The sequence below is a fragment of the Bythopirellula superficialaquae genome (assembly GCF_059632245.1).
The window spans coordinates 1,847,435-1,871,362 of sequence record NZ_CP197426.1 but is presented as its reverse complement, the minus strand read 5'-3'; the positions used below and the strand labels follow the sequence as shown (position 1 = coordinate 1,871,362).

Below are 23,928 nucleotides of genomic sequence, written 5' to 3'. Positions count from 1 at the left end.
GATCGTCTCTCCCGCTAGATCGGGGTCGAGACGACCCGGCTCAACTCAATTAAACCGCGCTGACCTACGAAAGTTTCGCCGTGCTTACTCGACTGCTTTCTCAGACTTCACCTCCACGGGTGGCATTTCCTTGCGATCGGCACTCAAGTGATCACCAATCCCTGGCACGCCGTCGGCGCCCACGGGGACATGAATGCTCGAACCTTCAAAGTCTTTGCCGACCGGTTCGAATTTCCCACCAAGTTGCTCGGCCAGAAAGGCTTCAGTCACGGCATTGAACGACATACGATTCGGTTCGTTGGAAAAACCGTGACCTTCGTCGGGATAGAGGACATAGGTGACAGGAATTTTCTTCGATTCCATCGCGTCGACAATTTGATCGGCTTCGAGCTGCGTCACGCGGGGGTCGTTGGCCCCTTGGCCGATGAGCAGCGGCTTGACGATCTTATCCACCAAAGTCAGCGGCGAACGCTTAAGCAATTCCGCGCGACCTTCCTCGGTGTCGACGTCGCCGACGCGGACTTTCATCACCGGCATGAACGGAATCCAATAAGGCGGGACGTTCTCAAGCAGCGTCACCAAACTCGACGGGCCGACAATGTCGACGCCGCAGGCAAACACATCGGGCGTATAAGTCAAACCGACGAGCGTGGCATAACCACCGTAGCTGCCACCCATGATGGCGACCTTGTCACGTTGAGCGATGCCTTTGTCGACGGCCCAGTTCACGGCGTCGATCAAATCCTCGTGCATTTTGCGCGACCATTCGCCGTTGGCGGCGTTGACAAAATTCTTACCAAAACCGGTCGAGCCGCGGTAATTGACGCTCAGCACCGCGTAGCCGCGGTCGGCCAGCCATTGATGCGAGCTGTTAAAGCCCCAGTCATCGCGCGCCCAGGGACCACCATGCACATCGAGCACCAAGGGGACTGGCTTATCGGGGACGCCATCGCCATCAGGATCGGACCCCTTGGGTAAGGTTAAATACGAAACCAGATTTAGCCCATCGCGACTCTTGATGATGGGGGTGTGCATCTTGGAAAACTCGTAGTTTTCGAGATCATCTCGACTGTTAAACAGGAATTTGGCTTTCTTTTTGTCGCGATCGTAAAGATAAAACTTGATCGGCCCGTCATCGAGCATATAAGCCACGGTCCAGAGTTTGTCGTCCAGCGTGCGACTCGTGACCAGCACTTCGCCATCTTCGACGGTCGCCAGATAATCGAGGTCAGCGCGAATCGCTTCGTCGAGAATCTTCCATTCGTCGCGGGTGTAATTAAAGCTCACGGCTTGAATCGTCTTCTCCGTGGGATGGGTCATCACACTCCCCACGTCGGCGCGGGGATCGTCGGCGATGAGCTTGGTTTCGCCGGTATTGAGATTCAAAGCGTACAACCCACCGGTGTCACGATTGCGGCTGTCTTGCAAATACAGCACATCGCCCGTCTTGTCGAAACCGGCGGGGCCCGTGTTCATCGCATCTTCAGGACCCGTGGTGATGAACTCTTCCCATTCAGCCCCTTCGCCCGTATCGCCCGGCTTCTTGGGCTTCATCAACGCGGTGCCGCCATCAGGGGTGTAGTTGAAGGCAAACCGCACATTGAAGTCGTTGTCAGTCACATAGGCGGCGACCCCTTCATTCTTTTGCACGAGCTCGCGTTCGCCCGTTTCGATGTTCACGCGCCACACATCGTGAAGTTGCGGAATACGATCGTTGAGACCGATCAGGATTTCATTGGGGAATTTGTCGCTCGTGTCTTGAACTTGAGCATGAATGTTGTCGAGCGGCGTAAGGTCTTTAGTTTCGCCAGTACCGACATTCGTGGAATAAATGTGCCAGTTCTCGTCGCCAGCCTTGTCTTGTGTGTAAAGGATGTGATTACCGGTATAAGCCCAGTAGTAACCGCGAATGTCGCGAATCTTGTCGTTGGTCACGGGCTTGGCTTTGGAAATATCATCAATCGGAGCCACCCAGACATTGAGAATCCCATCCACGGGGGCAAGGTAGCTGAACCATTTGCCATTGGGACTGACGCGGGCACTCGCACGCTGGGGATTGCCAAACAAGACACTGCGGGGAATCAAGGTGGGCTCCTTGGCTGATTTGATTTTGGTTGGTGTTTCCGCGGCTGTTGCGTTCATCACACCGCCGAGCGTGAGCAAAGCCAGAAAAAGTCTGCTGGCCCACTTCCGTGGGCTGGAAATTTCAAGATAAGCATATTTCATGCGGATTCTCCGTAGACATGACAAGGCAAGGAATCGGGTATTGTTTCGAGTTTTTTGTATTGCCACAAGCGCACAATTAATTTCGCCAGCTCAGGCCCCGCGTTACACTAAACAGCTTCAGATTTTCCACGCCGCGAAACGTCCACGATGCGTCTGAAATTGCCAGAATCAGGGTTGTCCAGAGCTGGAGCCAGCGATCATGCACTGGCCACGCAGCCTTTGCTACTCGTGGCCGTGGCATTCGCTTTGGGCATCGTTGCCGATCGATTTGGCTCGGTGTGGTTTGAATCTCGTACGGCCATCGATTGGTGGGCGGCGGCGGCGGGAATCGCAACCGCACTGGCACTACTTCTCTATCACGGCCATTACTTGCGTACGTCGCTCGTAGCGCTGCTGTTCGCCTGTCTATTTTTAGGCGGGTCTTGGCACGATCTGCGGTGGAATTATTGCGCTAACACCGATCTTGCCCGTTACGCGGCGGCCACGACGGAGCCGGTTTGCCTGAAGGCCACCGCCACGACTCCATCGAGTTGGCGACCCGCCGCGGAAACAACACCTTTGCGAGCGATTCCCGCCGAGCCTCGCAGCGAAGTCGAAATTCAAGTTACACGCTTACGCAACGGCACAAGATGGCAACAGGTCAGCGGTACGGTGCGATTACGGGTCAATGGCGTGCTGCCCGAGATTACGCCGGGGGATCAGTTGCTCATCTTCGCTCGATTGAGTGAGTTGAGACCCGTGATGAATCCAGGGCAGTTTGATTTCTCACTCGCCGACCGCGCGGCGGGACATCATTGCGAATTGTTCACTCAATCACCCGCCTGCGTGTCAGTTTTAGAGCCGGCAAGTTCCTTGTCATTCGATACTTGGCTGGCTGCAATGGGCCGTTGGTGTCAACGGCAACTCACTCGCTATGTCGGCTTCAACCAACAGTCGATGGCGCAAGCTCTGACCTTGGGTGTACGGGGAGAACTCAACGACGAAACCATGGACGCCTTCATGAATACGGGGACGATTCATTTAGTCGTCGTTTCCGGCATGCACGTGGGCCTCATTGCCGTGTTAGTTGGGCTGGTTGCAAGTTTTCTGCCTGTTTCACAGTCGACAAGGCTCGTTCTGATAATTTTCTGCGTCCTGGCTTACGCAGCCATTGTTGGGCCGCAACCCTCGGTCGTGCGTTCGACAATCTTTGTGGTCTGCTCGCTCCTCGCGATCGCGCGATTTCGTCAACTCAATATCGTGAATTCCCTTGCCACGGCAGCTTTGTTGGTGATGGTGATCAACCCGGCGGAATTATTTCGCACGGGAACCCAACTCAGTTTTCTGGGAGTCGCGGCTGTCGTCGCTTCAATCGCATGGATCTGGCCGCACGACGACAATGATCCCCTAGAGCGGATGATCGCCAGCTACTCCACGTGGCCACAATTCTTCTGGGATGGCTTTAAGCATCGCGTGTGGCTCGTATGCGTCGCGTCGATCGCGGCTTGGATCGTCGTGACACCGTTGCTCCTTTACAACTTTAATATCATCAGTCCGTCATCGTTTGTGCTAACGCCACTCGCTTGGCTGCCGATGTCAATTGCTTTGGTTTCCGGGTTACTGATTTGTACGGTCGGATTTTTGTTTGCTCCCATTGCTTGGCTACTCGGGAAAGTCTGTGGAATCTGCCTACTACTGAGTGAATGGATCATTGACCTGGGCAGCCGAGTGCCGGGAAGCTACGCCTACTTCGCGGGTCCAACGCTGTGGTGGCTTGTCGTATTTTATGCAGCGCTGGCTTGGTTTGCTTTGCTCCCCCACTTGCGGCCGAAACTTAAGAATCAGGCTGTGCTGGCAATGTTTTGGATTGCATTCGGGCTTGCCGTTTCGACTTGGAATCATCGCGCCAGCGATCAACTGCAATGCACTTTCCTTTCGGTGGGACATGGAACGTGCGTCGTTATGGAATTTCCCTCGGGCGAAACGTTTCTCTACGATGCGGGCAGTTTGGGCTCGCCCGAAGGAACCACAAACGTCATTTCCAGCTTTCTTTGGTCACAAGGCATCACACACATCGACGCCATCGTGATCTCGCATGCCGACGTGGATCACTACAACGGCGTGCCCGGCTTGCTCGAGCGATTTTCCGTCGATCAAATCTTCGTCTCACCCTTAATGTTCGATCCCTGGGCAACGCAAGGCGAATTGACCGCACCCAACTTTTTGAAAGAAAAAATCACTCAGGCAGGTGTGCCGCTGGAAGTTGTGTGGATGAACGATGTCCTGCCCATTGATGACGAACGGGTGAACATCGAAGTTCTGCATCCGCCCCAATTCGGAGTGGCCGGTCTCGATAATGCCAACAGCGTTCTGCTGCTGATTGAATTCGCCGGTCAGCGTATTCTGTTGCCGGGCGATTTGGAATCTCCTGGGATTGAAGCCGTGATGGCCGAAGCCCCGCTGGACGTCGATGTGCTGCTCGCCCCGCATCACGGTAGCAACAACAGCGACCCGCCGGGTTTCGCCAACTGGTGTACGCCAGAATGGGTGGTCCTAAGCGGCCGCTATCAACCTACTCAAACCCAATTCGCCACGGTCTCGTACAATAAAGCTGGAGCCCAAGTCTTTCACACCTCGCAAGAAGGTGCGGTCGATTTTACTGTCAGTTCTGCCGGAGTCGTTTGGCACGCCTTTCGCGGCAGTTTCTTGCATAACAATTAATTCAGGCTTTTGGACGCCCTATCGATAAACACCCAAATTCCCTATGCTTTCTAGGTTGGCGACTATGTGGCAACCTGAAACAGCCAAAACCAGCCATTGATTGCCGGGGGTTAGTTGGTAAAGATTGATGTATCGAGACGACTTCTTGAAACTCGATATCAACAACACTTTGCATAACTTTTAAGGAACAGCAAACGTGTCGACGGAATCTTCCTCGCCCGAATCCAATAATAATCATCCCCATTGGCAGCAACGGGCCGCTGATTATCAGGCCAGTCTCAAACAATCGGGCACGGCCGCGATGGCAGCCGCCAATGCTGCCTACCTCCGTGGCAAGCAAGCCTTCGATGAACTGGGACCAAACTGGCCAATCGTGATTTGGATCGCGGTGGTTCATGTCCTGGCCGTGATCGCACCGTTCTTTTTCACGTGGCCCGCACTTATTACTTGCGTGATTCTGGCATTTGTTACCGGCAGCTTTGGCGTCTGCATGGGTTATCATCGCTTGCTTACGCATCAGAGTTTTCAAACCTATCGTCCGATCCGCTGGCTACTCGCGTTCCTCGGAGGATTATCGGGCGAAGGCTCGGCACTCACGTGGGTGGCTCAACATCGCAAACACCACGCACATAGCGATGAAGATGGCGATCCTCATTCGCCCGTGCATGGCAACTGGTGGAGCCATCTGTTGTGGTTCATGCCGGACTTCGGCCGCAAGTGGCACAAAGATCTTTTGAGCCGCTATGCCCCCGATATCACCAAAGACAAGGTGATGGTCGTGCTGCACTATATGTTCTTGCCTTCGCACTTCTTGCTGGGTGGCGTTCTCTTCGCCATGGGCTATTTTGGTCCCGAAAGTTGGGGACTCGGCTCGGCCTGGGCTGGGTGGTCAATGGTCTTTTGGGGCCTCGGCGTGCGGATGGTCTACGTGCTGCACGTTACCTGGTTCGTGAATTCCGCCACGCATCTATGGGGCTATCGCAATTACGACACCACCGACAATAGCCGTAACTTGTGGTGGGTGGCGATCTTGGCCTGGGGTGAAGGTTGGCATAACAACCATCACGCCTATCAGCGTGTTGCCAGCCAGGGCCACCGTTGGTGGGAGATCGATGTCACCTATTGGTGCATCCTACTGATGGAAAAGCTTGGGCTGGCTTGGGATGTGATTCGACTGAAAGACGTCCGCAAGCAAGCCGTGTAACAATGTTTCTCAAGCCGAGCTTTAGTCTGAGCCGGTGGAGAACAAAAAAGTATACAGCGTTTCTCTCCCAGTTTATACTAGGTGGATCAATCCCACTATTTCACGCTTGCTTTTCACTACTTCTCCAGAAAATACGACTCATGATGCGACCTACTTTTACTTGTTCCGCGCTTATGTGCCTCTGCGTCCTCTTGTCATCTAGTTCTACAACTTCGGCGCGCGAAGTGGTTGCTTTCTGGGGATTCGCCAGCGATTACGACTTCACCACCAATCCCAACAAACAGGATTTTGCACCCGAGGTAGATGGCACAGTAGCAGGCAACGCCAATCTGCAAGCATTTTTGGGAGTCGCTAATAGCTTAGACAACAATGGCGGAACAGGGTTTGTCTCATATACCTCGCCCACCAGCGGCGCTATCTTCGATCCCACCAACACCCTCAAGTTCGACGATATCAAGGGGGGCGGAAGTAACTTTGACATTGGCGGCGTCAGCACTTTTCAGGTCGACAAGAGCGATGGTGCAGGACCTTTAGCGGGTAACTTCGGTAACGACGCGCTTCTTTATATCACGCTTGACGGCACCGGTTATGAAGATTTTGAGATCCGTTTCGATGTCGAAGCAACTCCCGGCGAGTTGCCGCCTTCATTCGACATCTCCTTCCGCACAGGCGGAACGGGCGGCACTTGGTACCGATTACTAGCGCAGAACAACGTACCGCTGAGCTTCATGGATTACGTTCCTGCTGACCCCGAGAACCAATCCGCAGACAGCGGAGTTATTTCGCTTTCTTCGATCCTCAATGGCGCTTCGATCGAACTCATCATCAACGACTTCGTCGAAGGGAATGGCAACGATGAGATGGAAATCGACAACATAGAAATCACGGCGAACCTGACCGTGCCAGAACCATCGACGCTTGGTCTGCTTGTCGTTGCCGGCTGTGCGATGATGACGCGGCGTGTGATGGCTTAGAAATTTAAAACTACCTTGAATTATTCAGCAGCTATTTCGCCGATTGAACGATCAATACGCCATACATCGTAGACGATGGCGGTATCAACGTCTGCCAGCACTTCAAACTGGATGCCCAAGGGCAGTGCAAATCCAACTCTTACCGTATCGTAGCGAGATTCACCGAAACCATCAGGGTCCGTGGCTAAGGCGCGATCAAGATCTCTCGCTGCCTCAACACATTGATCACGATCTTCTCGGTTCGCAAATATTGCCTCAAGACGTTCTTCAGCTTGAGGCGACCAGAAGACCCTGTAGCTCATTGGATTCCAAGTCGGTTAAGAATCTCATCCAGGGGCTTACCAGTCTTCACGCTGCGAAGGTTCTCTGTTTCGGCAATTGAAAGTGGCGGCTCAAGCCGCAAATCTTTGACGGGCGGATGAGCGGGTAGGGGCGAAAAAATGCCCAAAGCCCTGCCATGGCTGTCACAGACAATGGCTTGGCTGGCGAGTTTGCCGAGTTGATCGCCGAAGGATTGCGCGACGGTGATTTCTTGCATGGTTGAAAATGCTCTCGCTCAAAAGGTGATGCCTCCCGTATTCTAAAGAGGTGCTATTCAACATACCAGAAAAGAGCACTTCGATGGCCTTGAAGCACTGCTAAATGGCTGCCACATGTTCAATTTACACCCTTTTCCCCATATTTTTGCGGTTGCCAGCAGGCCAAAGATCGCTAAATTAGAGGGGTCGTATTTTAATTTTGTAACACGTAGAGTAGGTAGGAACAGCCGCAACACTATGTCACTGAGGTTCGCTGGATAAGCTGGCTCACGAAGCAATGGGCTTCGGGTCGGCGGGACGAACCGTCTAATCTCATCGGTGACAGGCTGGCAATAACAGTTCAAGAGTAGGAAAAAATGTCGGTCACGAAAGAACGCAAGCAGGAATTGGTCACTGAATATGGGCGCGGTGGGACGGATACGGGTTCTCCCGAGATTCAGATTTCCATTCTGACAACCCGCATCGCCGAGTTGACCAAGCACTTGCGCGAGCATGACAAGGATCATGCTTGCCGCCGTGGCCTGCTAACTATCGTCGGCAAGCGCCGCCGTTTGTTGGATTATGTTAAGCGCAAGAATCCACAAAAGTATCTCGATCTGTTACGCCGTCTGGACATTCGTAAGTAATTTGGCGTAAGTAATTTGGCGTAGGTAAATCGCAGAAAGTGCGAACGCAAGCTACGGCCATTACTTCGTTCTGCAATGAGTTTAGGCTCTCTCTCGCCGCATGCCGGTCGGCTCAGAGTATTCGCGCAGTTTTGCGCGAATTTCTCGCCAATCCTTGATTGAACATGCGTTATTGGCTTTCCCAAAAGTAGGAAGAAAACATTGAGCAATAAAATTCGCGTTGAAAGACAAATCGGCAACGGCACGTTGAGCATTGAAACCGGTTATCTCGCCAAGCAAGCGGCAGGTAGCTGTCTCGTCCAATACGGCGACACCGTTGTCTTGTGTGCCGCCGCGGGTGGCCCTTCTCGTCCCGGTACTGACTTCTTTCCTTTGACTTGCGATTATCGCGAGCGCACTGCCGCGGCAGGCAAATTCCCCGGCGGCTTCATGAAGCGTGAAGGCCGGCCCACGACCAAAGAAACGCTGACCGCCCGTTTGATGGATCGCCCCATTCGTCCGATGTTCCCCGAAGGATATTTCGAGGAAGTTCAGATCCAAGCGTTCGTCATGTCGAGCGATAAGCAAACCGATGGCGACGTGTTGGCCATGAATGGTGCCAGCGCTGCGTTGTGCGTTTCGCCGCTGCCGTTCTCTGGCCCTTTGGGTTCGGTGCGTCTGGGTTATATCGAAGGCCAATTTGTGCCGTTCCCTACGCAAGATGATTTGGAAGTCAGCTCGCTCGACTTGATCGTCTCGGGCACGAAGGATGCCGTGCTGATGATCGAGGGCTTCTCGCGCGAGATGCCCGAAGACGTGATGGCCGAAGCGATTATGACGGCCCATCGCTATGTGAAAGAGCTTTGCGAACTGCAAGAAGAATTGGCCCAAAAGGTCGGCACGGAGAAGGTTCCGTACGTAGCAGCTCCTTCGGATGGCTTGTACGACGTCATCATGGAGAAATATGGCGATCGCTATCGCGAAGCTAATTTGATTGACGGCAAGCATGCTCGGCACGATGCCGTTGTTGCGATCAAGGAAGAAGCCGTCGCGGCTTTGATTCCTGATCCGAAAGCTGAAGGGGCTTACACACTCGATTCGTTCTACAAGCAGTGGCACATCTTGGAAGAAAAGCTCACTCGCGAGCAAATCCTTAATGGCACCCGCTCCGACGGTCGCGCCAGCACGGAACTGCGTCCCATTCATTGCGAAGTGGACTTGCTCCCCCGCGTGCATGGTTCGGCCGTGTTCCAGCGTGGTGAAACCCAAGCGTTTATCACCGTTACGCTCGGCACGGGCCGCGATGAGCAACGCGTTGACGGTCTGTTCGACGAATACACCAAGCGGTTCATGCTCGACTACAACTTCCCATCGTTCTCGGTCGGTGAATGCCGTCCGATTCGTGGTCCCGGTCGCCGCGAAATCGGCCACGGTGCTCTTGCTGAACGGAGCGTGAATCCCGTGCTCCCCGATCACGAGAAGTTCCCATACACGATCCGCGTGATTTCGGACATTTTGGAATCCAACGGCTCGAGTTCAATGGCTTCGGTCTGCGGTGCCACGTTGGGCTTGATGGCCGCGGGTGTGCCGATCACGAATCCCGTCGCCGGTATTTCCGTGGGGTTGATCAAGGAGGGTGACAAGTTCACGCTGCTGACCGACATCATCGGCAACGAAGATCACTTCGGCGACATGGACTTCAAGATCGCCGGCACGCAGAACGGCATCACGGGTATCCAGCTCGACCTTAAAATCAAGGGTATCAGCGAGGAAATCATCCGCGCGACGTTAACCCAATCCCGGGAAGCGCGGATCGAAATCTTGCGGAAGATGCTCAGCGCGATTCCCCGTCCTCGCTCGACCACGGCTGAATCGGCCCCACGGTTGTTGCGTACGAAGATCGACCCCCAGAAGATTGGCCTGTTGATCGGCCCTGGTGGCAAGACGATTCGCGGTATCCAAGAAGATGTTGGTTGCACGATCGACGTCGAAGAAGACGGCACGGTTACCGTCGCTGCCGCCGATCAGGCTTCCGCGGAAGAAGGCTTGGCCCGCGTGGATGCCCTGACGGCCAGCGTACAGGTCGGCAAGATCTACAACGGCCGCGTGACGAGCATCAAGGACTTTGGCGCGTTTGTTGAAATCCTGCCCGGTCGTGACGGCTTGTGCCACATCAGCGAACTCTCCAACGAGTACGTCGGCAGCGTGGCCGACATTTGCTCGGTTGGCGACTCGATGAAAGTGAAAGTGATCGCCGTCGACGAGCAAGACCGCGTGAAGCTCAGCCGTCGTGCTGCGATGGAAGAGCTCAACGAAACGGTCGATTCGGCTGCTGAATAGCATCCGGACCAACATTAAGAATGCTTATCGCTCACCGCTCGGCACCTGCAGGGCGTTGAGCGTTTTTTGTTGTGTGATCCAGAAGAATAGCGTTCCTGCCTTAATTCCCAGCGTGATGTCTCCAGAAATGGGAATAATTCCTCTATCATACTAAGCATGTCGCACGAACCAGCCAGCATCGGTACCGAGCAAACTTCCGAAGCCGTCAAGCGGCTGATGGATCAGTACACCGAGATCGCTCGGCTCGCGGGGGCGTTGGCTCACGAGATCAAGAATCCGCTCTCGACGATTCGGCTCAACATGGAACTCTTGGCCGAAGATTTAGAGGAAGCCCAAACGCCTGCACAACGTCGCGCGGCCAAGCGGATCGACGTCATGCAGCGTGAATGCCAACGACTGCAAGATTTGCTGGATGATTTTCTACAATACGCCAAGGTGCGGCATCTGCATCTGACGCCAACCGATCTCAACAAGGAAATCGGAGACACGCTCGACTTCTTCCAGCCCGAGGCCGCCGAGGCAGGAGTAGAGATCGTGCGTTATCTCGATCCTGAATTGCCGACGGTGCTCTTGGATCGCGAAGCGTTTCGAGGCGCGCTCTTTAATTTAATCTTGAATGCCAAGCAAGCGATGCCCGAGGGGGGGCAACTGATGGTCCGCACCGCCGCCACCAACGGCAGCGTGGCGATCCACTTGATCGACACGGGCATCGGCATGGACGACCGGACCGCCGCGCAAATGTTTGACGCCTTTTTCTCGACCAAGCCAGGGGGATCGGGATTGGGCTTGCCGACCACGGCCAAAATTATCGATGCACACAATGGCCGCATTACCGTGCAGAGCGAAGTTGGGCACGGGACGCAAATCACGATCGAGCTGCCTATCCCTGCGCGATTAACTCAAGAAACCCGCACCATCGATTTGACTCCGTCGTCGGTCGTGACGTTACCGACCGACTATTGACCGTTGTCCCACGATTTTCCAAGATTGCTTTCACACCTCTTTAACGCTTCGAGTATTCATGGCTGAATCCCGAACTACCACCGCGACCACGGGCCCACCGATTCGGGCTCTAATAATCGACAACGATGCTGCGCACGCCGAAACCATGGCCGACAGCTTATCGCGGGTTGGCTATCAGTGCACTGTCGCGATTACGGGCACCGAAGGGGCCAAGCTGCTTGAACAGGATACGTTCGAGATCGTAATCAGCGATCTCAAAATGCCCGACGTGGGTGGCCTCGAAATCTTGGCGATTTGCAAGGATTTGCAACCCGATGCCGAAGTGATTCTCGTCACGGGCCACGGCACGATTCAATCGGCCGTCGAAGCGATGCAGCAGGGGGCCTTCAATTACCTGCTCAAGCCGCTCGATTTGAAACAACTCCGCGCAGTGGTCGACAACGCCGCGCGTAATCAACATCTACGCCGCGCCAACGCGGAGCTGAGCCGTCGGCTTGATGAAAAATTTGGCTTTGAAGGAGTCATCGGCAACAGTCCGCAAATGTATGAGGTGATCGACCGCTTGCGGCGGATCGCCCCCACCGATGCCACGGTGTTGATCCAAGGGGACACCGGCACGGGCAAGGAATTGATCGCCCAGGCAATTCATCAGAACAGCCCGCGCAAGAGCCGCCCCTTCGTGGCCCTCAATTGTGCCGCGCTGAGTGAACACATTTTAGAAAGCGAGCTCTTCGGCCATGTGAAGGGGGCATTCACCGACGCCAGTGCCGACCGCGTCGGCAAGTTTGAATATTCCCACGGGGGAACGCTGTTTCTTGATGAAGTGGGAGACATGCCACTTCCCACGCAGATCAAGCTGTTGCGAGTTTTGGAAAGCAGTGAGATCACTCGTGTGGGCTCCAATGAAACAATTAAAGTCAACGTGCGAATCATCTCGGCTACCAATCGTGACCTGGAAGAAGCGATCCGTGCCGGCACGTTCCGCGAAGATTTGTATCATCGATTGAAAGTTGTGACGATCACTTTGCCGCGGCTGCGAGACCGCACGCAAGATATTCCGCTGTTGATCGATCATTTCATCAAAATCCACAGCCAACGGCATCACAAAGAGATTAAGAGCATCACTACGGCCGCGCGGCGGCGGCTAATGACCTACGATTGGCCCGGCAACGTGCGGCAACTCAAGAACATCATCGAAAGCATGATCGTCGTCGACTACGATCAGGTGCTCGACGTCGATGATTTGCCGGACGAACTTGCGGCGACGAATAACCACACCACCGTCGAAGTCGGCGGCCAAGGGCTTTCGGGTTTGGTTGGCAAGTCGCTGGCCGACCTAGAAGGCATGTTCATCGCCGAGACGTTGGAATTCGCCGGTGGCAACCGCGAAGAAGCCGCGCGAATGCTCGGCATCGGTGAGCGGACGCTTTATCGGAAGATCAAAGAATACAACTTGTAAAAGGAGAAATAGGAAAGTGGAAATGCGATTCCCCTTTCCCCTTTCCACTTTCCTATTTCAACTTTCGCTTATGCCCACAATCCGCCAACTGCCGACGAGTGTTGTTAACAAGATCGCCGCCGGTGAGGTGATCGAGCGGCCAGCGAGCGTCGTCAAGGAATTGGTCGAGAACTCGGTCGACAGTGGCGCGACGCGAATTGATATCACGGTCGAGCAGGGCGGGGTGGAGTTGATACGTGTTGCGGACAATGGCTGTGGCATCGCGGCCGATGAATTATCGCTCGCGGTAGCGAGCCATGCCACGAGCAAGATTGCCGCGGCAGACGATTTGTTTCACGTCACGACACTTGGCTTTCGCGGTGAGGCCCTCGCGTCGATTGCCGAAGTGAGCCGACTGGTGCTTCGCAGCCGTCCCGGTGATTGTGAAGCGGGTGCGGAACTGGAAGTCGTGGGGGGCCGTGCCGAGCCGATTCGCCCCGTCGGCTGCCCCGTGGGAACGACGATTGAAGTTCGGCACTTGTTTTTCAATACACCGGTGCGGCATAAATTCCTGCGTACCACGCAAACCGAGATGGGTCACATCAGCGAAGCGGTTACCCGACTGGCACTCGCGGCCCCGCACGTTCACTTCACCCTCAATCATGGCACGCGGGTGACTCACGATTTGCCGGCGGTGAGTGATCTACGCGAGCGCATCGCCGTGCTGTTCGACAAAGAAATCGCGAACGCACTGATTGCCATCGATAGTTCCGACGAGCAGGTGCGGCTGTCGGGTTACGTGGCCAATCCCAGCCAAAGCCGTGGCAACAATCGGTTGCAATACCTCATGCTCAACGGCCGTTGCATTCGCGACCGCTCGTTGCAGCATGCACTGGGGGAAGCCTATCGGGGATTACTGCTGACGGGCCGCTATCCGATTTGTTTCTTGAACTTGGAATTGTCCCCCGCGCTGGTGGACGTGAATGTTCATCCGACAAAGCTGGAAGTTCGCTTTCAAGATGGAGGGCGGATTTACAGCCAACTGTTGGGCACACTGCGCACGAAGTTTCTCACCACCGACCTCGTGGCCCGCGGCTCGTTTCCTGGCCAATCGACTGTCAGCGACGGTGAGCCCGCTGGTGCGAGTGAGCTTTACGCTTGGGCGAAAAACCAACTGAGCCGCACCCCTGAAGTGCAAGCGGAGTTTAATAGCTTCGGTAGCAATTCGCCCCAAGGTTCGGCCGCCGAGGGTTTGCGTCTGCACACGCTCGAAGCATCATTTCGTGTCGCGCCCGCGACTCCCACGCTCAGAGTCGATCCCGCGCCGTCCGCGACTCAAGCGGCCACAATCCCCGCCGCGCATTTTGCCGCGCGGGCGATTCAAATTCATAATCGCTACATCGTGGTGGAGAATCCCGATGGCCTGGAGGTCATCGATCAACACGCGCTGCACGAACGAATTCTCTACGAACAACTCCGCGAAAAAGTCGCTCAAGGTCAGCTCGAAAGTCAGAAACTCCTGGTCCCCGAACCGGTCGACATGGCCGCGAGCGAGGCGGGGGCGCTGCTCGAACATCGCGACGTGCTCGCGCAGCTTGGGCTGGAAGTTGAACCTTTTGGGGGTGAGACGGTCTTGGTTTCAGCTTATCCGGCGATGCTGGCCAATTTTAGTCCCCGGGAAGTTTTGGCGGGACTAGTCGAGCAACTGCAAGCCGGCGGAAAGCAATTGCAATCTCGCGACCTGCTCGATGAGCTTTTGCACATGATCGCCTGCAAAGCGGCGATTAAATTTGGGGATTCCCTCACCCCCGAGGAGGTCGACGCCCTGCTCGCCCAACGCCATTTGGCCCAGGACCACCATCATTGCCCGCACGGTCGGCCGACGGCCCTCACATTTACCCGCGACGAGTTGGACCGGCAATTCAAGCGGATTTGAATTGGGGCGGGGATTCTATCACAATAGAGAGTTCGTGCCGCTAAACCGCGAGCGGCGGCATCAGAAAATAGTTCATATATTTTATAAATTCGTTGAAAGTTCTTTTCTCATGATTTGTGTTGCCATCGGACGCAGTCGTCACAAGCACATCATGGCCGAGCATCGCCATCTGGCGGAGCAGGGGGCCAATCTTGTCGAGCTGCGCTTGGATTATGTCGCCAGCAAGATCAACATTCGCCGGTTACTCGCCGAGCAAGGCGATTTGGATTGCCAAGTCATTATCACCTGCCGGCGGATGGAAGACGGTGGCAAGTGGTCCGGCACCGAAGAGGCGCGACAACTGCTCTTGCGCGAAGCCATTGCCGAAGGGGTTGATTACGTTGATATCGAAGAAGACATCGCTTCGCAGATTCCCCGCTTCGGCAAGACCAAGCGGATCATCAGCTACCACAATTTTCGCAAGACACCCGAAAACTTACGCGAACTGCACGCCGAAATGGCGCAGCTTGATCCCGACATCATCAAGATCGCCACGATGGCCAACGACCCGCACGACAATCTGCGAATGCTCGAGATGATGCAGGAGAGCGAGATTCCCACTGTGGCGATGTGCATGGGAGACATTGGCACGCCTTCGCGAATCCTCGCCGCGAAGTTTGGCGCGCCCTACACCTACGCCACATTTCATCACGAGCGAACCCTCGCGCCCGGGCAGCTTAGCTTTCAGCAGATGAACGAGGTCTATCGTTACAATCACATCACTCCAGAAACGGCCGTGTACGGCGTGATCGCCGACCCCGTGGGCCATAGCCTGAGCCCGCACGTGCATAATGCGGCGTTCATGAACAAAGAAATCAACGCGGTGTACGTACCCTTTCGCGTACCCTCGGATGCGCTCGGCCAATTCATCCAAGATGCCCCGCGTCTGGGCGTGAAGGGCTTGAGCGTCACGATTCCCCACAAGGAAGCGATCGCCAAATACCTCACCAAGGTCGACCCCGCGGTCAAAAGTATTGCAGCGGTCAACACGGTCGTTTTCGAAGGCACGGAAGTCATCGGCTACAACACCGACTACAACGCGGCGATGGATTGCATTGAGTACTCGCTGGGAGAAATCGGCGCAAAGCCGAGCCCCGTCAAGAACAAGCGAGTGCTGGTCTTAGGCGCCGGCGGCGTGGCTCGGCCGATTGTTTATGGGCTCAAAAGTCGCGGGGCACTGGTAACGATTGCCTCGCGGACCAAGCAGCGCAGCGACCGGCTCGCCGAAGCGTTTGATAGCAAAGCCATAGACTGGGATGCCCGGCATCGGGCTCAATGCGACATCATCGTCAATTGCACCCCGATTGGCATGCATCCCAACGTCGATGAATCCCCCATCAGCAAGACGTTCCTCAAACCTTCGATGTTGGTGTTCGACACAGTTTACAATCCTGAGTCGACCTTGCTCATCAAAGATGCCCGCGCGCGAAATTGCGAAGTTATCACCGGCGTCGAGATGTTCGTGCGTCAGGCACAATTGCAGTTCTTCTTGTTCACACGGCAAGAAGCCCCGCCGAATCTGATGCGAGAAGTTTTGAAGAAGGCGATCGGCCCCATCGGGGGAGGTCGTTGATCGAATTCCCCTCCATGAACGATTCACGCCCCATCGCATTGATCGGTTACCGCGGCACGGGCAAAACGACCGTCGCGCAGCTGCTCGCCCGGCGGCTGGCATGGGATTGGATAGACGCCGACGTGGAAGTGGAACTCCGCGCGGGGAAATCCATCGCCGCGATCTTTGCCGACGACGGCGAACCGTCCTTTCGTGATCTCGAAGAACAAATCACGACCGAGCTTTGCCGCCGCGAACGAACCGTTTTGGGGCTCGGTGGAGGCGTCATCTTACGCGAAACCAACCGCTCGGCTCTTGCAGAGTGCCAAGCCGTTGTCTGGCTGCGGGCCACGGCGGAAACACTGGACGAACGGATTAACCAGGATGCAACGACGGCCGCGCGGCGTCCTAACCTGACTAATCACGGCGGACGGACCGAAATCGTAACCCTCTTGGCTCAACGAGAGCCATTTTATCGGGGGTGTGCTACGCTTGAGGTCGATACGGATAGTAAGGAACCGGCCGAGATTGCCGACGAAATTTTCGCGGCGCTCAGGGCTCGGTAACTCAAGCATCTTTCCTAGCCGCAGGCGGTAGCCAGCGGTCAGCACTGTCTCGTCCGCTGGCTACCGCCCGCGGCTATTAGCCATGGCGATTGTACTGGCGGCCATCTTTGTTTTAGGCACGGTGCTGGGAGCACTTGCGAATTGGGCCATCTATCGCTTGGCTTGGAACCCACGCGAAATTTCGCCTTGGGGGCCGATGCACACCGACGCTAAGCCGCGAGCGGCTGGGGATCGTGTGCCGGTGCTCGGTTGGGTAAGACTGGCGCGTGAGAGCGAAATTCATGGTCGTGGCTTTTGGATTCGGCCCATGCTTTTGGAACTTGGCATGGGTCTCGGCCTGGCGACGCTTTGCTGGTGGGAAGTGTTTCAGCGCGGACTCGCGGTTGCTCAACTTGAAGACATTCTGTTACTCAACGCCAATCAACCTATCACAATTGATCCCAGCTTAATTCCCTTTGCAGCGGTTTGGCCGACGTTCCTCAGTCACGTACTGCTAATCACACTGATGGTTGCTGCCAGCTTCATCGATATCGATGAAAAAATCATCCCCGACGAAATCACTGTCCCCGGCACGTTTCTCGGTCTGATATTGGCGGCGTGCCTCCCTTTGAGTTTACTGCCCATTGGGACCTTTCCTCTCGCCGTTCCATCGCTGGGAACTGAAGTACCACTTGCCCAACTTGCCCCTCAACTGACTGCATATGTCGAACCAGCCACGCTTTCTGCGCCCAATGCTTGGCCGGAAAGCCTCAATGGTGCCCCCAATTGGAAATCGCTCGCTGCGGGACTGGCCTGTTGGTGGCTGTGGTGTTTCGCGCTCACGCCGCGGATCTGGCGGGGACGACGTAGTGCGATCAGCAAATTGAAAGTCATCACTCGACGTGTGGTGCGCGAACTGACGCGGCCACCGCTGGGCGTGATTGCGTTGGTTGGCTCGCTGGCGATTGCCGGCGTTTGGCTGTGGGGCGAGGCGGCGTGGATTGGGTTATTCACCGCGCTGGTGGGGCTTGTTGTGAGCGGAGGTCTCGTCTGGATAGTCCGTCTCGTGGGCTCGGCAGCCTTGGGTCGCGAAGCGATGGGCTTTGGCGACGTCACACTCATGATGATGATCGGCACGTTCCTCGGCTGGCAAGCTTGTGTGGTCGTGTTTTTTGTCGCCCCGTTTGCAGGACTCGTCATCGGTCTTGCTCAAGCGGTCACGAAACGCGACGACGTGATCCCCTACGGTCCGTTTCTCTGCCTGGGCGCATTATTTGTGATGGTTTACTGGGCGACCGTGTGGAACCGCGTGGAATTCGCCTTCCAGTTGGGCTGGCTGATGCCGGCCGTGCTGTTTGTGTGTTTCCTGCTGTTAGGCGTGATTCTGTTTATCTGGCAGCAGATCAAGCTTCGTCTCTTTGGTTGGGGAGAGAGCGAATAATGTGGTTCGCGAAAACTCTATTATGTCGAACACCAGAAGAATGGCTCGCCGCGTTGCCAGCGATTCGCAAGGCACGCTATGCCGTGATCGAAACATCGGCGGGCCGCCTGCAGGCCGTTCACTTGCGTTGGTTTCCCAAACTCATCGATCTGCCGGAGTTGTGGCCAGTTGCCAGCCGCTACCATGCCAAGGGGCGGTCTGATCGCTGCCTGTTGTACTATAACCAACCCCGCTCTTGCCCAAGTTTTCTGGCCCTTAAATATTTGGTCTCCAGTATGGGGACAAATTACGCCACTTGCCGCGCAGCGATTACCACTCTGGATGCCATTGCGGCCGAAAAGCAAATTGATGCGATTGTGTGCGATGCTGCCAATGGTCGATTGTCGGATCGGCTACTAGCACGGCAAGGGTGGGAAAAGCACAAACCGCAACGCTGGCATCGGAATTTCATCAAACGATTCTACGGCCAATATCCAGCCGTCCGTTTGCCTTTTGCTAGCAGTTGTTGAGCTGCTCTTGTTGCTCTCGGCGGTGCTTGCTAACGTCCGCCCTCGCGCGAGGTCGATTCGCCGCACGCGCCGTCTGTATATCTCAGCAAAACATGCTCACACGCGTTCTGATCACTGTTGTCGGTCTCAGCTTATTCGCCACAAGCGGTTGTGGACGCATGGCTTCGAAGCCCAATGCGCAAGCCGCCGCAGCGGCCGATCAGCAAATGCAGCTCGTCGCACAGCAAAGTCAAGAATATCAAACACGAGCCCAATCGCTCGATCGCGACAATCAAGAACTTGAAACACTGCTTGCCCAATCACGGCAAAAAGTGCAGCTCCTCACCGATGAAGTGAGCGCCACGCGCGATCAACTTCGTTCGACGACGGATCAACTTCTAGCGATGCGGGACGACAATTCGCAACTCCGCAACAAAACGTCGGCACTCATGGCCTCGGCCACGCAGCGCGAGTCGGGCGAGATTCGTGCGAATAACAGCATGACCAAGAATTTGAAGATCGCCGATATGCCCGGCGTGCAAATTCGTCAGGACGGCGATCAACTCCGCGTGGAGGTTCCCGCCGATCAACTCTTCATGCCGGGAAGCCCGTACCTCAAAGATGATGCGAAGCCGCTGTTGGTGAGCATCGCCACCGATCTCCGCCAGAATTTTCCCGAGCACATCGTGGGCATCGAAGGCCACACCGACGATTCGCCCACTCATTCGCAGCAGCATCCCAGTAATCATCACCTTTCTGCGGCCCAAGCCTTGGCCGTCTACAATGCCGTGATCGAGCAGGGAACGATGCCCGCCGTGCAAATCTTTGTGATCGGCCACGGCGGCAACCACGCGGTCGTTTCTAATGCGACTGAAGAAGGCAAGGCGCGCAACCGCCGCATCGAGTTCGTGGTTTATCCCGAACGAATCGCCAGCCGCCCTTAGAAATGGCGCGGTTTCTGAGTTACAATGTGAACTTGGAATTCACTCACGTGTCCGTCCAGTGGCCACGGATTCGCTAAGCCGCGAGCGGCTGATATTGTTTTACTCCACGGCAACCGCATGATCGCAATTATCGACTATCAAATGGGCAACCTCCGCAGTGTTCAAAAAGGCTTTGAACGCGTCGGCCATGCGGCGGCCATCACGAGCGATCCCAGTATTCTTGCTAAAGCCAGCAAGATTGTGCTGCCCGGCGTGGGAGCTTTCGCTGACGCCATTGCCGAACTGCATCGCCGCCAATTGGTTGGACCGATTAACGATGCCATCGAAAGTGGCAAACCGTTTTTGGGAATTTGCTTGGGTCTCCAGCTCCTGTTCGATCGCGGCTTTGAAGATGGCGAACATGAAGGGCTGGGCATCATTCCCGGCGAGGTCCGCAAGTTTGATATTCCCTCGGAGTACAAAGTGCCGCACATGGGCTGGAATCAAGTCCGCTTTCAACGGCGTGCCCCCATCTTCGAAGGCATATCGAACGACGCTCATTTTTACTTCGTTCACTCTTACTACGTTGTGCCTGAGGACAAAGGTGTAATCGACGGCGAAGCGTCGTATCCTGATCCCTTCTGCGCATCGATTTGGCGCGATAATCTGTTTGCCACGCAATTCCACCCCGAAAAAAGTCAGAGCGATGGTTTGCGTGTGTTACGTAATTTCGCGGAGCTAAAGTAAATCCTGAACCACAAAGACACGAAGAACTCCAAGGAAAGTAGTTTTCGCTGACAGCTGAATTTTGCCGTCTTGATACTAAGGAATAGCAGAACTCCCAGAATAAGTATCTTAAGACAAAACTGCATCAATCTAAGTAGATTACTTCGTGTTCTTGGTGCCTTCGTGGTAAATCTTGCTGACCCCGCTCCTTGAAATTCACGCATTTCTATGCGATATTTCAAATAGGCACTCGTCAATTAGCACTCGGAAGTTGGTGGCATTACGATGCAGATATGGCCTGCGATCGATCTTCTGGGTGGTCAGTGTGTTCGCCTGCGACAAGGCGACTACAACCGGGTGACGGTGTTTTCTGATAATCCCGTCGAATTCGCGCTGAAGTTTCAACAAGCCGGTGCTCGGCATCTGCATATTGTCGATCTCGACGGCGCGAAAGATGGCAAACCCACCAATCGCAGCGTGATTCGCGACATCGTGGCCGCGGTTGACATGGAATGTGAACTCGGCGGCGGCGTCCGCGATCAAGCGATTATCGAAGATCTCTTGGGACTTGGTTTACATCGCTTGGTTCTTGGTACTCAGGCCCTCAAAAACGCCGACTGGTTTCGCACGATGTGCAAAACCTATCCCGAGAAGCTCGTGCTCGGTATCGATGCCAAGGATGGCTATGTTGCGACCGACGGCTGGCTGGAAGTCAGCAAAATGCAAGCGATCGAACTGGCCGACTGGTTCCGCGATGTTCCTTTGGCAGCGATTGTTTACACCGACATCGCCACCGATGGCATGATGCAGGGCGCGAACGTCCCCGAAATGGCTCGCATGCAGCAACATGTTGGCGTGCCTGTGGTCGCCTCGGGGGGCGTCACTACGCTCGACGACGTGAAGCAACTGGCCGAAGCCGGCATGGCCGGCGCGATTATTGGCCGAGCTTTGTACGAAAACACGATCGATCTGGCGGAAGCGATTCAACTCACCTCGGAGTTTGCAACCAAGAACCCCTTAGTCAGAGGAGCAGAGCGCTAAAGAACTTACTTTTCAATTACATTATGACAGACGCGCGCCGCGGCGGCGGCTGGTGCGTTTGCTCAGTAGCTTTTCACAGGGAGCAACCATGGTCAGGAATGTCGCCGATATTCGGAACCTTGCGATTTGTGGACACGGCAATGCCGGCAAGACCACTTTGGTCGATCAACTGCTTATTCACAGCGGAGCAGTGAATGGCAAGCCAAGTGTCGATGCCGGCACGAGCATCTGTGATTTCGACGAAGAAGAGAAACATCACAAACATTCAATAGAATCGAGCGTCGTCCATCTCGATCACGCTGGCAAGCGGATCAACATCATTGACTGTCCGGGCTACCCCGATTTCGTCGGCCAAATGGTCGGCGCCTTGCGAGCCGTGGAAACGGCACTCATCGCCATCGACGCCCACTCGGGCATTAAAGTGAACACGCGCCGCGCTTGGAACGAGGCAGGCAAAGCCGGTTGCGGCCGGATCCTGGTGATCAATAAGCTCGACACCGAGAATATCGACTTCCCCGGTTTGATCAACACGATCAAAGAAGTATTTGGCAACGGCTGTGCGCTATTGAATATACCAGTCGGTTTGGGGGAATCGCTCACAGGGGTCATTAACACACTGGAAGTCCCTGGTGATACTAACGGCGCGGTGATGGATCCCAAGGCGATCCACGAAGCACTCGTGGAATCGATCATCGAAGTCGACGAGAAAGTGATGGAGCGCTACTTTGAAGGTGAAATGCCCTCCCAAGCCGAGCTCAACAAGTTGTTGGTCCAGGCTGTTGCCGCGGGAAACCTCACGCCCATTGTGTGTGTGTCGACGAAAAAGGATGTCGGGGTTACGGAACTGCTCGACGTGTTGGCAACGGCCACGCTGCCGCCAGATAGCGTGGCACGGACTGCCGGTCGTAATGGCGATACCGTGACACTTAAGGCCGACGCCAAGGCTCCGCTGGCGGCACAGGTGTTCAAAACCCGCATCGATCCCTTCGTGCATCGCTTGAGTTTTATTCGCGTTTATGCGGGAACGCTCAAGAAGGATTCGACGCTCGAAGCCAACGGCTCGCGCAAAGGAATCAAGATTCCCGCGTTACTCAGCGTACAGGCTCACGATACGGCCGCAGTCGATGAAGCGGGTCCGGGCGACATCGTGGCGGTGGCGAAGTGCGAAGACCTCCATACAGGAATGTCGCTCGGCGACGTCCAGTTGCCGCCGATCAACTATCCCACACCGATGGTGGGGTTGGCCGTCGCACCGAAAACTCGTGGCGATGAAGCCAAACTTTCTGGTGCGCTGCACAAGATCACCGAGGAAGATCCCACGATCCATCTCGACCATGATCCGGAAACAAAAGAAATGGTGCTCACCGGCATGAGCGAATTGCATTTATCGATGATTCGTGAGCGGCTCAAGCGGCGCGATCACGTCGAGGTCGATGCCAAGGAACCGAAAATCCCCTATCGTGAAACCGTGCAGACCGACGCCGAAGGAAGCTACCGTCACAAAAAACAATCAGGCGGGGCGGGTCAGTTCGCCGAAGTGCATGCGAGAATCTACCCTTTCCCCGAAGGCGCTAATCCTGAAGAGTTCGCCACCAAGGAACGATTTCCCCATCTCAAATCGACGCATTACCACGCCAAGAATAATTTCCTCTGGGTCGATTCCGTCGTGGGGGGCACGATCCCGGGCAACTTCATGCCCGCCATTGAAAAGGGTTTTCTTGAGCGGATCGGCAAGGGAGTTGTCGCTGGTTACCCCATTCAAAATGTTTGCGTTGAAGTCCACTTCGGCAAAGACCACCCCGTCGACAGCAACGAAACAGCGTTTCGCATCGCCGGAAGCCGCGTCTTCGCGGAGATTTTCAAGCAGGCTCGCCCAGGTTTGCTGGAACCAATCGTAAATCTGCACATCACCGTCCCCGCGGGGAATGTCGGTGATATTTCCAGTGATCTCTCGGGCCGGCGTGGACAGATGGTCGGCATGGAAACAGTCGGCGGCGGCATGACCACGGTCGAAGCCAAAGCCCCACTCGCGGAAGTATCAACGTACGCTCGCACGCTCTCTTCAATGACGGGAGGGCAGGGGAGCTACACGATGGAATTTTCCCATTACGACGTCGTTCCCGGCAACGTCCAGCAGGAGATTATTTCCAAAGCACAACTCAAAGCCGAGGAAGAATAAGGAAGCCAAGAATCGCACTCGGGCGGCGAATACGCTATTATCTTCCTAGCGAGATACACGAACCGACCT

General features: G+C 55.3%; 19 protein-coding genes. 16 read left to right on the top strand and 3 right to left on the bottom strand.

Annotated features, from left to right (window positions below; all coding sequences use genetic code 11):
- Window positions 1–84: 84 nt before the first annotated feature.
- Window positions 85–2,226, bottom strand: coding sequence for a S9 family peptidase (locus SH678x_RS07690; protein WP_496922309.1), 2,142 nt, complete (start codon window positions 2,224–2,226; stop codon window positions 85–87).
- A 174-nt stretch (window positions 2,227–2,400) separates the two neighbouring features.
- On the opposite strand from SH678x_RS07690, the gene SH678x_RS07685 reads away from it, so the two are divergent.
- The 3 genes from SH678x_RS07685 to SH678x_RS07675 all read left to right on the top strand — a co-directional run bounded on the left by SH678x_RS07685 (window position 2,401) and on the right by SH678x_RS07675 (window position 7,104).
- Window positions 2,401–4,926: a ComEC/Rec2 family competence protein gene (locus SH678x_RS07685; RefSeq protein ID WP_496922308.1), complete on the top strand. Its 2,526-nt coding sequence runs from the start codon at window positions 2,401–2,403 to the stop codon at window positions 4,924–4,926.
- A gap of 196 nt (window positions 4,927–5,122) precedes the next feature.
- Window positions 5,123–6,130 (top strand): acyl-CoA desaturase, encoded by a 1,008-nt coding sequence (locus tag SH678x_RS07680; protein ID WP_496922307.1) that lies wholly within the window; start codon window positions 5,123–5,125, stop codon window positions 6,128–6,130.
- A 224-nt stretch (window positions 6,131–6,354) separates the two neighbouring features.
- A complete protein-coding gene (locus tag SH678x_RS07675; RefSeq protein ID WP_496922306.1) occupies window positions 6,355–7,104 on the top strand; it encodes a PEP-CTERM sorting domain-containing protein in 750 nt (249 codons plus the stop codon).
- 20 nt (window positions 7,105–7,124) lie between these two features.
- On the opposite strand, the gene SH678x_RS07670 is transcribed toward SH678x_RS07675, so the two are convergent.
- Both SH678x_RS07670 and SH678x_RS07665 read right to left on the bottom strand, forming a co-directional pair.
- On the bottom strand, window positions 7,125–7,406 hold the full coding sequence (locus SH678x_RS07670) for a hypothetical protein (RefSeq protein ID WP_496922305.1): 282 nt from the start codon (window positions 7,404–7,406) through the stop codon (window positions 7,125–7,127).
- Window positions 7,403–7,642 carry a hypothetical protein gene (locus SH678x_RS07665; protein ID WP_496922304.1) on the bottom strand — a complete coding sequence of 80 codons (240 nt, stop codon included), beginning with the start codon at window positions 7,640–7,642 and terminating at the stop codon, window positions 7,403–7,405. Before SH678x_RS07665 ends, SH678x_RS07670 begins: the two co-directional genes overlap by 4 nt.
- A gap of 357 nt (window positions 7,643–7,999) precedes the next feature.
- Between SH678x_RS07665 and rpsO the strand changes: the two genes are divergently transcribed.
- The 13 genes from rpsO (at window position 8,000) to SH678x_RS07600 (ending at window position 23,859) form a co-directional block, all read left to right on the top strand.
- Entirely contained in the window at window positions 8,000–8,269 is a 270-nt protein-coding gene (gene rpsO, locus SH678x_RS07660) for a 30S ribosomal protein S15 (RefSeq protein WP_496922303.1), read from the top strand.
- A 201-nt stretch (window positions 8,270–8,470) separates the two neighbouring features.
- Entirely contained in the window at window positions 8,471–10,588 is a 2,118-nt protein-coding gene (gene pnp, locus SH678x_RS07655) for a polyribonucleotide nucleotidyltransferase (RefSeq protein ID WP_496922302.1), read from the top strand.
- 156 nt (window positions 10,589–10,744) lie between these two features.
- On the top strand, window positions 10,745–11,551 hold the full coding sequence (locus tag SH678x_RS07650; RefSeq protein ID WP_496922301.1) for a two-component system sensor histidine kinase NtrB: 807 nt from the start codon (window positions 10,745–10,747) through the stop codon (window positions 11,549–11,551).
- 58 nt (window positions 11,552–11,609) lie between these two features.
- Window positions 11,610–13,010, top strand: a complete 1,401-nt coding sequence (locus SH678x_RS07645; RefSeq protein ID WP_496922300.1) for a sigma-54-dependent transcriptional regulator — start codon at window positions 11,610–11,612, stop codon at window positions 13,008–13,010.
- A 22-nt stretch (window positions 13,011–13,032) separates the two neighbouring features.
- Window positions 13,033–14,925 (top strand): DNA mismatch repair endonuclease MutL, encoded by a 1,893-nt coding sequence (mutL, locus tag SH678x_RS07640; RefSeq protein WP_496922299.1) that lies wholly within the window; start codon window positions 13,033–13,035, stop codon window positions 14,923–14,925.
- Window positions 14,926–15,034: 109 nt separating this feature from the next.
- A complete protein-coding gene (aroE, locus tag SH678x_RS07635; protein WP_496922298.1) occupies window positions 15,035–16,537 on the top strand; it encodes a shikimate dehydrogenase in 1,503 nt (500 codons plus the stop codon).
- Window positions 16,538–16,551: 14 nt separating this feature from the next.
- Window positions 16,552–17,082, top strand: coding sequence for a shikimate kinase (locus tag SH678x_RS07630; RefSeq protein ID WP_496922297.1), 531 nt, complete (start codon window positions 16,552–16,554; stop codon window positions 17,080–17,082).
- An 82-nt stretch (window positions 17,083–17,164) separates the two neighbouring features.
- Window positions 17,165–18,502 (top strand): prepilin peptidase, encoded by a 1,338-nt coding sequence (locus SH678x_RS07625; RefSeq protein ID WP_496922296.1) that lies wholly within the window; start codon window positions 17,165–17,167, stop codon window positions 18,500–18,502.
- On the top strand, window positions 18,502–19,011 hold the full coding sequence (locus SH678x_RS07620; RefSeq protein ID WP_496922295.1) for a hypothetical protein: 510 nt from the start codon (window positions 18,502–18,504) through the stop codon (window positions 19,009–19,011). The genes SH678x_RS07625 and SH678x_RS07620 overlap by 1 nt, the downstream gene beginning before the upstream one ends.
- Window positions 19,012–19,169: 158 nt before the next feature.
- Window positions 19,170–19,934, top strand: coding sequence for an OmpA/MotB family protein (locus SH678x_RS07615; RefSeq protein WP_496922294.1), 765 nt, complete (start codon window positions 19,170–19,172; stop codon window positions 19,932–19,934).
- Between the two features lie 117 nt (window positions 19,935–20,051).
- The gene (gene hisH, locus SH678x_RS07610; protein ID WP_496922293.1) at window positions 20,052–20,660 is read left to right on the top strand and encodes an imidazole glycerol phosphate synthase subunit HisH; all 609 of its coding nucleotides are present in this window, start codon (window positions 20,052–20,054) and stop codon (window positions 20,658–20,660) included.
- Window positions 20,661–20,924: 264 nt separating this feature from the next.
- Entirely contained in the window at window positions 20,925–21,680 is a 756-nt protein-coding gene (gene hisA / locus SH678x_RS07605; RefSeq protein ID WP_496922292.1) for a 1-(5-phosphoribosyl)-5-[(5-phosphoribosylamino)methylideneamino]imidazole-4-carboxamide isomerase, read from the top strand.
- An 88-nt stretch (window positions 21,681–21,768) separates the two neighbouring features.
- Entirely contained in the window at window positions 21,769–23,859 is a 2,091-nt protein-coding gene (locus SH678x_RS07600) for an elongation factor G (RefSeq protein WP_496922291.1), read from the top strand.
- Window positions 23,860–23,928: the final 69 nt, after the last annotated feature.